The sequence below is a fragment of the Bartonella eidoli genome, from assembly GCF_036576145.1.
Lineage (GTDB): Bacteria > Pseudomonadota > Alphaproteobacteria > Rhizobiales > Rhizobiaceae > Bartonella.
The window spans coordinates 17,501-30,165 of record NZ_JBAFWX010000003.1; the positions used below are offsets into that span (position 1 = coordinate 17,501).

Genomic DNA, 12,665 nt, shown 5'->3' on the forward strand with positions numbered 1-12,665 from the left:
AAAGTGTGTAGAAAAGTAATGCCTTTTATAATTACGTAACTTACATACCGAATCCTAGGTTACATCACTGTATTTTTTCTTGAAAAACTCTTATAGCTTCTGTTAAAAGTACTAGTTTGTGTAGTTTTGAACAATATCAATTTATTCTTTGTAATTTATACCTTGAATTGAAAGTATAAAATCCATGTCCATATCTGAAACGACTGTTTCATCAAAAAATCGCTTTAAAAAGGTAAAGCGAGAAAAAATAATTGCTGTTCTTCTTATTATTCTGACCATTTTTATCTTATGGTTCAGTTATAAATGGTTAACACAATGGCGGTATATAGTCACAACCGACGATGCTTATGTACAAGGAGATATTGCAGCTATTGCCCCTAAATTAGCTGGATATATTGAAAAAGTTTCTGTTCAAGCAAACCAAGTTGTTAAAAAAGGTGATATCCTATTTCATTTAGAAAGTGGAGATTACCAAATCGCATTAAATCAAACAAAAGCACGCCTAAATACACAACAAAAAACTCTCATCCGTGTAAATGCACAAATTATCGCAGCCAAAAGTGCTCTAGATGATGCTCAAGCACAAAAAGCCGCTGCTGCAGCAATAGCAAAAAATGCACAACTCACTTTAAAACGGACAACAGAGCTGAAAGCTGACCGTTACGCTTCTCAATCCAACCTTGACAATGCTAAATCGGCATATGAACAAGCTGTCGCCAATGTCACTCGTGCAGATGCACAAATAGCCACAGCACAAGCTAACATTCACGTCCTAGAGGCACAAAGAAGTGAAGTAGAAAGCCAAACAAAAAGTCTTGAACTCGCGCGCGATAAAGCAGAACGTGATCTTGATGCAACTATTCTACGCGCCCCATTTGACGGAGTTATTGGAAATTTAACCGCAAAAACTGGCGATTTTGTTGCCAATGGGCAACGTCTTGCAGCGTTGGTTCCTATTAATACACTTTATATCGAAGCAAATTATAAAGAAACACAGTTACAAAATATTTATAGCGGGCAAAAAGCCTATATTTCTATCGATGCTTTCAAAGAAAATGTTTTTGAAGGTGTGGTACTTTCTGTTTCTCCTGCAACTGGATCTGTTTTTTCTCTTCTGCCTCCGCAAAACGCTACCGGAAACTTTACAAAAATCACGCAACGTATTCCTGTGAGGATTTCTATTCCAGAATATGCATTAAAAAGCGGGCGCATCAAAGCAGGAATGAGTGTTTCCGTAAAAATTGATACCCGTGAAAAACCACATGATAGAGATCTCTTATAACATATAGCCTTGCCATGAAAAATCCCATACCAGAATCTGACAATCAAAACAAAAACATAGGAATACGAGAAATCGTTGTTTTCGTTGCTATGGCTTTTGGTATGTTCATGGCTATTTTAGATATTCAAATCGTTTCTTCATCTTTAGCTGAAATTCAGGCTGGTTTATCTGCTAGTTCTACCGAAATTTCGTGGGTTCAAACTTCTTATCTCATTGCTGAAGTTATTATGTTACCTCTTTCAGGATTTTTGGGACGTTTACTCTCAACACGGATTTTCTTTAGCTTATCAGCTGCTGGGTTCACTATAACCTCCATCCTTTGTGCAACTGCAACATCTATTGAAGAAATGATGGTATATCGAGCCCTTCAAGGTTTTATTGGTGGTGGTATTATTCCTAGTGTCTTTGTTGCCTCTTATACACTTTTCCCTCCTTCTAAACAGCCAATTATTTCACCAGTTATTGGATTAGTGGCAACTTTAGCGCCTACCATTGGCCCAACAGTGGGAGGATATCTTAGCAACATTTTATCATGGCATTGGCTTTTTCTTATTAATGTACCTTTTGGAGTTATTATTTCAATTATATCTTGGAAGCTAATCGATTTTGACAAAGCTGATCTATCTTTAATGACAAAATTTGACTGGTTTGGCCTTATTTCTATGGCAGTTTTCTTGGGATCTTTAGAATATGTTTTAGAAGAAGGAGCGCGTAATGATTGGTTAAAAGACGACTTAATTTTAAGCTTTTTTATTGTTATGGTCCTATCTGCTGGTCTCTTTTTCTGGCGTATTTTTACTGCAAAAGAGCCTATTGTTGATCTTTCTGCTTTCACCGATAGTAATTTTGCAATTGCATCCATTTTTTCTTTTATACTTGGAATAGGCCTATTTGGACTGACTTACCTTTACCCTGTTTATTTAAGTCAAGTTCGCCATTATAACGCGCTGATGATTGGAGAAACACTGTTTATTTCAGGCTTAACCATGTTTCTGACGGCTCCTCTTGCTGGATTCCTTTCAACAAAAATCGACGCACGATTCATAATAGCATTAGGATTCGCGGGCTTTGCATACGGAACATGGCTTGCGACTTACATTACAGATGATTGGGGGTTTTGGGAGCTATTAGAACCTCAAATCTTTCGTGGTATTTCTATTATATTATGCATGGTTCCTATTAGCAATATTGCATTTGGATCCCTCCCAAAAGAGCGGCTAAAAAATGCCTCTGGACTTTTTAATTTGACACGCAACCTCGGTGGTGCGGTAGGGCTTGCTATTATTAACACTCTTATAACGCGACGAACAGATTTTCATTATGGGCAATTAGCAGAAACAGTTCACTGGGGAAATGCACAAGCAACTGAAACGCTTGCAAAGCTTTCCATATATTTTAATTCTTCCACCTTTGATCCACACAATCTCGCCCTATTACAACTTTCTAACATGGTGCGCAAACAGGCAACAGTTATAGCTTTAAGCGATATCTTTTTTATAATAACTACTCTCTTTGTTATTTTAACTTGTTTATCCATTTTTCTGAAAAAAATACCACCATCAACCAATACTCCTACGCACTAAAAAATTCCTCTAAGCACAAAAAGTATTGTTTCCCTTGTGTGATGTTGTACTTAGTTCATATTTGAAGAATTATAACGCCAAGATTCGTTATTATTACATAAATGTACCTCTTGGATCCCCCCAATGAAGTTTTTGTTCTTCTAATTTCTCATAAATGCTCGAGCCATAATATCCTTTTTAAAATTTAATATAATTTTGTTATTGTAGAATTATCTAGATAATCTCCCACTCATTTTTAAAATTTAAGATGCATATCTTTCATAAAATAGCCTCTCCTTTCTTGATATCCGTATTATTATAAATAACACTATAACCACTTTAAAATTTTTCTTACCCCTGAAAAATTCAATAAAGAAAGCTCCTCTATAACTCTTAAAAAATAAAGAAAATTAAAATCTGAGCAGCAAAAACACTTTATCATCACCCCTCCCCCTCACACGCATTTGAATTATAAAAGATTCTCAATGATAGAATTCCCTATAACAGAGAAAGATTTATCTAAAAAAATAATCTTGATAATTTGAACCTTCATTATGGATCATATATCTGAAAGAAGGAAACAGAAAAAAAGCATAAATGATTTTTAGATTTAGTAGTTTATTTTAAAAAAGCTCATTATAAATCAAGTATCAATATTTAATGAAATATTTAAGCAGCATAATAGTAAACTATCCGCATTTTCAACAATGGTGATGTTAACTATTTAATTTTTCTTAAAAGATGAATCGTATTTTTATCAAAACATTTATATCTTTTATATTTTCCTACTCATCATATAAGCTCTTTTGTGAATATTCACTGTTATAAAAAATAATATCCAAAGCAGTCACTAAAAAATAAACTTACACTACAAAATTTAAGCCAATATTTTCAGATAATATTTTTTAATTTTTAGAATATTTGATATATAAAGATAGTTTTTTATCAATTAATTTTTAAAAAAGAAAATATTAATCAAAATAAAATGTATATTTTTATATTCACACTTATAGAATAACAGTATCTATTAAACTAGAAAGAAAATGAGTTGGTGATAAAGAAGAAAGCGACAACAAAACGAATAAGCTATTTAAGCAACTTTATGATTCTGGAAAGAGCTCCACTCTTCTAACTCCCCGCTTGGTGCTAAAATGCCATGACATGCAGTAAGATACTTTGGAATTAACTCCAATGCTTGAAAGCGGTGTTTTTCATAAGGACCTGGCATCGCTAAATCTTTCGTAAGACTATTTGAAAAACCAAAACGCTGATAAAATTCAAAATCTCCTACCAAAAAAATAGCCCCGTATCCTAATTTTTTTGCCACGTCAATCGCATGCCGCATGAGAATAGACCCAATTCCCATACCGGAACATTTCGATGAAACAGCAAGAGGCCCCAAAAGCAAAGCATTCTGGATCCCATCCTGCCCTTTATTACAATGAACATGCCAAAGGCGTACACTTCCCACAAGTTCTCCTGGCACATTTTTAACGACAAAAGAAAGACCCTGTGCAGCCAAACGGCCACGACGTAAAATTTCTGACGATTTACGCTTGCGTCCCTTTCCTAGAGTCAAGTCCAGCAAACTCTCCCGGTGAAGTTTATCAGCATCTTTCTCAGATTCCAATGTAAACAATACACCATTTTTTGCTTGAATATTAATCACATCACTCATCTTTATCCTACGCCCCACTAAAATTTTCGTCATTACACATGAAAAACTTAAATCACATAAGATCTCAAAGGTTCAAAACCATTAAATGCAACAGACGCATAAGTCGCTGTATAAGCACCAGTTCCATGAATTAATAACTCATCTCCCACTGTAAGAGCTAAAGGTAACAGATAAGGTGTTCTCTCATATAAAACATCCGCTGAATCACATGTTGGACCAGCTAAAATACATGGCTCCATAATCTTATCATTATGAGGTGTTTCTATAGAATAACGAATGGCTTCATCCATTGTTTCAATAAGACCGTTAAATTTTCCAACATCAAGATAAACCCAGCGGACATTATCATTATCAGCTTTTTTAGATATAAGAACAACTTCTGCACGAATAACACCAGCATTGCCCACCATTCCGCGACCTGGTTCAATAATTGTTTCAGGAATACGATTACCAAAATATTTTTTTAATGAATCAAAGACAGCAGTACCATACGCCTGTGCTGTAGGAACATCTTTTAAATAACGAGTTGGGAAACCGCCCCCCATATTGACCAACTTCAAAGAAATTCCTTCTTTCTCTAAACATTTGAAAACTGTCGCTGCATCCGACAAAGCGCGATCCCATGCACTAATATCTGTCTGCTGTGACCCCACATGAAAAGAAACCCCATATGCCTGTAGACCCAATTGATGCGCTCGACATAACACATCAACAGCCATAGAGGGAACACAACCAAATTTACGTGATAATGGCCATTCTGCACCTTTTCCATCCGTAAGAACCCGACAAAAAACGCGAGCTCCTGGAGCAGCACGAGCAATTTTTTCCACCTCTTCAACACAATCAACCGCATAAAGAGAAATGCCAAGTGCATACGCACGCGCAATATCCCGCTCCTTTTTTATAGTATTCCCAAAAGAAATACGTTCAGGCGTTGCTCCTGCTCGTAAAACCATTTCAATTTCTGGTATGGAAGCTGCATCAAAAGAAGACCCTAAAGAAACAAGCAAACTCAAAATTTCAGGCGCAGGATTCGCCTTTACCGCATAAAAAATACGAGACTGTGGAAGAGCTTTTTCAAAGTTTAAATAATTTTCACGAACAACATCAAGATCAACAATTAAACATGGACCCTCAGTACGATGTGTTGCAAGAAAATTACGAATGCGTTGTGTTGCCATCTGCATATTCTCCCAAAAAATATTCCCACACTTGGACAGCGTACAGCCGCCAATAACCAAAAGACAAAATACACACAACACATATCCTGACTTGTTTAATATCAAGAAATCAGCATTGCATGCGACGAAAAAACAGCGCGAAAACGCGTTGTTCCACTTTAATCTGCCTTTTTGATTGGAGTTGAGAAAACCACTTCCGCACTGAAGGCAATGAGGTGTGCCTCTATAGTTATCCCAGCATTTCTATAGCTGGAAGACACCAGAAAGGCCCGCACCGTCGTTGCTTCAAGATGTCCTCATTCTTTCAGTTGGCCGAAAAAATGACTGGAGCGGTTAGTTCCAGGTACCGTACCGGTTTATCTCACCATTTGAGAACCAGCGGACACCCACAGGCACGCGCGACTTTGGGCAAAATTGTTTATAGGACAAAGCTTTATTTATTTCAATCACTTTTTTATTATTTATTTATTATTCAAAAGAATAATGATGAAAAACACCAAAGCATCCCAAAACAAAAAAGCCCCTCATCCTTTTATGCATCAAAAAAAGATCAAACAACATTCAGCTTTAGAAATATTTGCCCACCTAATAAACTCTAAATGTTGCCTTCATAATAATAAAAGAGAAAGCTTTAAACAAAAAACAAGAAATATTTACTGCTCTTGACAAGAAGAAAGAGCACGTGATTTTAATAATTGAAACTGCTTATGACGTTCTCGAAAACGCTGTCTATCAGTTTCACTCCGTACGCTATAACAAGAATCACACGAAACACCCTCTTCATAATGAGGTGATAATTTGCTTTCAGCATTCAGAGGGCTGCGACATCCATGGCATAACTCTCGCCCACATTCTTCAAGACCATGTCTAACAGAAACACGCTCATCAAAAACAAAACATTCGCCCCGCCACAAACTATCTTCTTCTGAAACTGTTTCTAAATATTTCAGAATACCTCCTTTTAAATGATAAACTTGATCATAGCCGAGCTCACGCACATAAGCAGTTGATTTTTCACATCGAATACCACCTGTGCAAAACATAGCAATTTTCTTTTTCTTTTTTAAATCAGCTTCATGCTCAGCAACCCATGCAGGAAATTCACGAAATGTTTTAATCTGCGGATCAACCGCCCCTTGAAAACTTCCAATCGCATATTCATAATCATTACGCGTATCGATCAAAAGTGTATCTTCATCTTGGATAAGAGCATTCCAATCCTCAGGTGCTACATAAGTACCAACAACCTTTAATGGATCAATACCCTCAACCCCCATTGTAACAATTTCTTTTTTCAACCGCACTTTCATACGGTGAAAAGGCATTTTTGATGCCCATGAATATTTAATTTCCGGCATTTGAAACGCTGGTTCAGCTGTAATAAAATCTATCAGCGCCTCAATCGAAGTACAAGAACCAGCAACAGTTCCATTAATCCCCTCTTTTGCTAAAAGCAAAGTACCTTTAATATCCTTTGCTTGACATAAATCTTGCAAAGGCTTCTGTAATTGACGATAATGCTTCAAATCTGCAAAGCAATAAACAGCAGCAACTTTAATTTTCTTTTCCATAATTTTGCCATAACGCGCGTTTCATTCAATTTCAATATTTATTCATCTATTCTCTACATAATATGCTTTATCAAAGCTATAACTTGTAACGCTATCTCCAAGAGAAAGTGCATAAAACAACAAACAGAAATATGCCCTCAAAACAGATTACTTTGCCAAAAACAAACCACCTATTAGTTCTGTTAACTTGTTCATTTACACAAGGTCTTCCTGTTAATACAAGCCATGATCTCAAGAAAAGTTGAAAATAATTGACATTATACTGTAAACGCTAAATACATTTAACATTAAGTTAAAGCCACTTCAAAAAATACCTAAATCAATTTTTGAATTAAATACTCATTCACAAATTAATTCAACAGATAGAAAAATGAATTGTAAGGTAAAAATTTTTTACTTTTAAAATGAATGGGTAAAATTAAAAAATAGCAGATATTCTTGGCTCTCCCATACTTATTACTTGGATAAAAATACTGAAAAATAATTATTCATAGCTTACACTTTTCTTACTAAGAAAATCAGTGATATTGCCTCTCGACAAACTCCGACATCCATTTTAACAAAAACCAAATTGTCACAATAATGACTTATAAAAATAACTTATAAATAAGGCAATCTACAGATTTTAGGCTACCCAATTTTTTCTACGTGCATAAGCCCTAGATACCCTTTTAAGGGCTTAATCACAAAAAATAAAAAGACGAAACAACATTAGCCATGCACAGCAATAAGGTCGCTCCCCATTCACCCAACAAAAGCACGCTCTACAACATAAGTAGCAGGTGCATTATTTGCACCCTCAATAAGACCAAAAGCTTCACACATCCTTGCACAATCTTTTAGCATCGCCATAGAACCACATATCATCACACGATCTTCATCAGGATTAATTGGGGGTAAACCGGTCATTTCAAAAAAAGAACCGCTCTCCATAATAGTAGTAATACGCCCCATATACTCAGAAGGTTCACGAGTCGTCATAGGGTAAAACTTTAACTGCTGTGCATATTCACCAATCAATAAATCTTGTTGTAAAGAAGCAACAAGATCCTTTGCATAAATGAGTTCATCTTTCTTACGGGTAGTTTGAATGAGCACTACCTCTGAAAATTTTTCATATGTTTCAGGATCACGTATAAGACTTGCAAAGGGAGCGACACCTGTACCCGTTGAAAGAAGATAAAGACGCTTTCCAGGAATAACAGCATCAAGAACGAGTGTTCCTGTAGATTTTTTACGCATTAAAACTGTATCACCAATTTTTATCTTTTGGAGATGCTCAGTTAACGGACCACCAGGAACTTTTATTGAAAAAAATTCAAGTTTCTCATCCCATAAGGGACTCGCAATTGAGTATGCGCGGTAAATTGGTTTTTCTGAATTTGGCAAACCGATCATGACAAATTCACCTGAACGAAAACGAAAACTTTCTGGACGATTCAGGCAAAATTTAAACAAATGATCCGTGTAATGACGAACCTCCTGAACAGTAAGGGCGAACACATTTTCAGGAATCTTAAAATTTGATGCAATGTTACTGACATTTGATTGAATGCTGGGAGCAGAAGAATTCATACAACTTTTCCTTATATCTTTATTAAACATTGTATCTTATATTTTAAAAATGATATGTGATAACCTATCAATATTTTTCTTTAAACATAAATTTCTTAATGAAGTTTTTTCATCACAATGAACCAAAATAAGACGTACTATACAAAATCAGAACAAAAATATCTTAAGAATAAGCATGTTCAATATTATTTTCAGTATTAAAACGTAAACAATGATATACACTCTTCTGCCATTACCGAGCATTTTTTCACTTTACGACCTTTACAAAAGACGACATTAAAATAAAAGAAATATTTTTCTGTTTAATAAAGGTAAACTTGTCATTTCTCAACAATATATACCTCTCTTCATAAAACTTCATGCTACTCCATAACAGTTAACTATATATTTTCTTATAATAAATATTTTCAAAATAAATTATAGATACATAGAAATAATATTTTGTCATTATTCTATATACTTAAATTATGATAAAATTTATATTTGCGTATAACAATTATTATCAAATATAAATTTAAAATTATCTATTTATACTATTTATAGTACTCATTTTTCATTAAAGCATTGCCTTCATAGTGCATATTTCTGTATAAGTATAAAATAAAAGCTTTTGAAAGTAATCAGCAATACTCATGTCACATAACATAAAACACATATGCAATAAGCCAAGAAAACTCCATATCTCAATCTCATCAACACAAACAGAATTTTAAAATGAATAAATCCATGAATAATGAAAAAAGTGCATTATTAACCTATACAGCTATAGCAACCATTAATTTGGGTGCTCTTGTTGCTAATTATAAATCTTTAGCCCAACGCGTTGCCCCAGCAGAATGCTCAGCTGTAGTAAAAGCAAACGCCTACGGGCTAGGCGCTGACAAAATTGCTCCTGCACTTTATCAAGCTGGCTGCCGAACTTTTTTTGTGGCCCACATTGAAGAAGCTCTCCAACTAAAAGCCATTTTACCATCAGATGCCACACTTGCTCTTCTTAACGGCCTTCCATACGCTGCTGAAGAATTTGTGGCTCAATCAAATATTGTTCCTGTTTTAAACTCTTGGAGTGCAATCGAAAGCTGGCAAAATATTTGCCAAAAAAAGGATAAAAAGTTCCCAGCAATTATTCAAATTGATACAAATATGAACCGATTAGGGCTTGACAAAAAAGAATTGCAACAGCTGATTAAACAGCCTACTCTTTTCGAAAAGGCAGAGATAAAATATATTATTAGCCATCTTTCTAACGGCAATGATGAAACAAACACTTCTAATTATGCTCAATTAACTTCTCTCAAAACTGCACTTACACAACTTCCCCCTTCTAAAGTCTCACTCGCTAACTCTGGGGGTATTTTCCTTGGTCCAGATTTTTATTTTGATCTTGTTCGCCCAGGTATTGCAATTTACGGAGTAGATCCCCACGGGAAGCACCCAACCCCTCTTAAACCCGTTTTAAAACTTGAAGCCCACGTCATTCAAAACCGCAACGTTGGTGCGGGAGAACCAGTCGGTTACGAAGCCAGTTTCATTACGCGCAGACCAAGCACTCTCGTAACCCTTTCTATTGGCTATGCAGATGGCTTACTACGCGCTCTTTCTAATAAAGGAACCGTTTATTTTAATGGACACAAACTGCCCATCATTGGACGCATTTCTATGGATTCCACCATTGTTGACGCTACCGATCTTAAATGCAAAAAACCTCAAAGAGGCGATTGGATGGAACTCATCGGAACACATCAAACCATTGAACAAATATCCGCAGATGCAAACACCATTCCTCATGAAATTTTAACTTCTCTCAGTTCTCGCTGTAAACGCATTTACATTTAGCGACACTATTATACTATTCGAGAAATGATGTACTGAAAATTTCAACCTTTTAAACGGCCCTTAAGGACTTATCACCGCACTCATCTCTCTAAAGAATAACGGTTTAGAAATAACACTCAAAACGAATTTGCCGCGAATAAATTAATCTCTCGATAAAAAATATTTCTATCATGCAGAATAATGAAATTCGCTTAACCCGTTGTTCATAACTTATTTGCTTATCAATCTTATGGAGCAACGCCAACTAAGATAATCGGTACAGCTGGAATACCGCGTCCCTGCCTCATTAAATTAAATAAATCACGTTCGTAGTAAGGAACGCCAGAAGACATATGCTTTTCCATAGACTTCATAGGCACTACCTCAATGCCAACATCAATATCATTCGAAATAAAAAATGACATGTGCTTTACAAATAAATCATGCGCAACAAAAGAATATTTTCCAAACTGAATTTCAACCGCAACTCGATCCTTTACAAAATCAGTTTGGTTATAGGTCATGATCGGTTCTAACCCTTTTTCCTCAATCGTTTTCTTCTGTTCTTCTGCATTCAAATGCACAATCTCACGAAGCAGAGTGATATCATCAGAAATCCAATTATTCACCCTTTTCTCAGACCAATTATACTTATTGAAAAGACGCCTAAATTCTTTATTCATATCAATAGGAGAATAAAGCATATAACCTTCTTTACGAGCTTCAGAAGATCTTTTAATTCGAAACTTCTCAGCATTCAACTCACCAACGACTTTGTTTAATTCTTCCCAAATATGCGGACGATGGTATTGAATATATTCAAAACCATTCAAATGAGAATAAAATTTAGCGATCTTCATCCCTGTCCACCTCTAGGTAAGGAAGGATCATAAATGGGTCTATTCATCGGCCTAGTTTCAAGTTTCCCCGCTCGCAAAGCATGAACTCGCTCCCACGCAATATCTACATACTCTTTAACCACATCACACCCATAACCAATACGCTGATGCTTTAAGGCCGCAATCACCGAAGAGCCAACCCCCATATAAGGATCCAAAACACTATTCCCAGGATTCGTAAGAGAAAGAACCAATCGTTCCACAAGCTCTACTGGAAATTGACAGGGATGTATTGTTTTTTCAACGTGATTACTTTTTACGTTTGGAATCATCCACATATCACCAGGATTCTTTCCTAATGGATTGCTAGACAATTTTCCAGCATTTGGTCCCTTGTAATACTTTTTATTTGGATATTTTGAAGGAACGCGGATCGGATCTAAATTAAAAATATAGTTATCACTTTTAGTAAACCACATAATGGTTTCATAACGCCCGGACATACGCTTTCTAGAATGCAGCCCATGTTCAAAATGCCAAATAATCCTGTTTCTCAACTTAAGACCATGATCCTTAAAGATATGATAAAGCACAATATCGAGAGGAAAAATTTCACCATTTTGAATGTGATTACCAACCTGCCAACAAATAGAACCATCTTCATCCAATAAACGTACGCATTCCGCAATAACCTGAGCTTGATTACGCACATATTTTTCAAGAGATGTACGTTTTTCATAAGATTTCCCAATATTGTATGGCGGTGAAGTAACTATCAGCTTCATCGAACTACTTTTCATCGAACGCATGAACTCTAGGTTATCCTGAACAACCATTACTGCATTACTATCTTGTTCAAACCTTAATATTTTTTTTGTTGTCGTCATTTTCTACCTCTCGATTCTACCGCATCAGATTAGAGAGATACAGCTTCATATTTAGGCTACATTGGATTTTTCTATGACGATAGTAACAATATATTATTCATCAATATCATCCATGCAAATATCTAACAAAACAACGTTAATGGAAATCACCAACTTTTTAAAAGCATTGTCTACAAAATGAAAAATATGAGCCAGCAAAAAATAAAATAATACCCCTGATGCAATTCAAAAAGCCCACACATTATGCGTAGGCTTTTTCTTTTAATATGGAACAA

10 protein-coding genes (1 of these 10 cut by a window edge) are annotated in these 12,665 nt (G+C 35.5%); 4 read left to right on the forward strand and 6 right to left on the reverse strand.

Annotation, left to right across the window (positions count from 1 at the left end; translation table 11 throughout):
- The 3 genes from V5N68_RS02675 to V5N68_RS02685 form a co-directional block, all read left to right on the forward strand.
- On the forward strand, positions 1–19 hold the 3' end of the coding sequence (locus tag V5N68_RS02675; protein WP_332065645.1) for a Fur family transcriptional regulator. The gene continues 374 nt to the left of window position 1, outside the view; only the last 19 of its 393 coding nucleotides appear in the window; its start codon lies beyond the left edge, outside the window; the stop codon is at positions 17–19.
- A gap of 165 nt (positions 20–184) precedes the next feature.
- Positions 185–1,282, forward strand: coding sequence for an HlyD family secretion protein (locus tag V5N68_RS02680; RefSeq protein ID WP_332065646.1), 1,098 nt, complete (start codon positions 185–187; stop codon positions 1,280–1,282).
- A 14-nt stretch (positions 1,283–1,296) separates the two neighbouring features.
- Complete coding sequence (locus tag V5N68_RS02685; RefSeq protein ID WP_332065647.1) at positions 1,297–2,865, forward strand: DHA2 family efflux MFS transporter permease subunit; 1,569 nt, start codon at positions 1,297–1,299, stop codon at positions 2,863–2,865.
- 1,069 nt (positions 2,866–3,934) lie between these two features.
- Here the strand turns inward: V5N68_RS02685 and V5N68_RS02690 are convergent.
- The 4 genes from V5N68_RS02690 to V5N68_RS02705 form a co-directional block, all read right to left on the reverse strand.
- Positions 3,935–4,522, reverse strand: coding sequence for a GNAT family N-acetyltransferase (locus V5N68_RS02690; RefSeq protein WP_332065648.1), 588 nt, complete (start codon positions 4,520–4,522; stop codon positions 3,935–3,937).
- A 47-nt stretch (positions 4,523–4,569) separates the two neighbouring features.
- On the reverse strand, positions 4,570–5,703 hold the full coding sequence (locus V5N68_RS02695; RefSeq protein ID WP_332065649.1) for a type III PLP-dependent enzyme: 1,134 nt from the start codon (positions 5,701–5,703) through the stop codon (positions 4,570–4,572).
- A gap of 653 nt (positions 5,704–6,356) precedes the next feature.
- On the reverse strand, positions 6,357–7,274 hold the full coding sequence (trhO, locus tag V5N68_RS02700; protein ID WP_332065650.1) for an oxygen-dependent tRNA uridine(34) hydroxylase TrhO: 918 nt from the start codon (positions 7,272–7,274) through the stop codon (positions 6,357–6,359).
- 744 nt (positions 7,275–8,018) lie between these two features.
- The gene (locus tag V5N68_RS02705) at positions 8,019–8,849 is read right to left on the reverse strand and encodes a ferredoxin--NADP reductase (RefSeq protein ID WP_332065651.1); all 831 of its coding nucleotides are present in this window, start codon (positions 8,847–8,849) and stop codon (positions 8,019–8,021) included.
- 714 nt (positions 8,850–9,563) lie between these two features.
- Between V5N68_RS02705 and alr the strand changes: the two genes are divergently transcribed.
- Complete coding sequence (gene alr / locus V5N68_RS02710) at positions 9,564–10,685, forward strand: alanine racemase (protein WP_332065652.1); 1,122 nt, start codon at positions 9,564–9,566, stop codon at positions 10,683–10,685.
- Positions 10,686–10,912: 227 nt separating this feature from the next.
- Here alr and V5N68_RS02715 read toward each other — a convergent pair whose 3' ends face one another.
- Positions 10,913–11,524: a BglII/BstYI family type II restriction endonuclease gene (locus V5N68_RS02715; protein ID WP_332065653.1), complete on the reverse strand. Its 612-nt coding sequence runs from the start codon at positions 11,522–11,524 to the stop codon at positions 10,913–10,915.
- Positions 11,521–12,390, reverse strand: a complete 870-nt coding sequence (locus tag V5N68_RS02720; protein WP_332065654.1) for a DNA-methyltransferase — start codon at positions 12,388–12,390, stop codon at positions 11,521–11,523. Before V5N68_RS02720 ends, V5N68_RS02715 begins: the two co-directional genes overlap by 4 nt.
- Between the last annotated feature and the right edge of the window lie 275 nt (positions 12,391–12,665).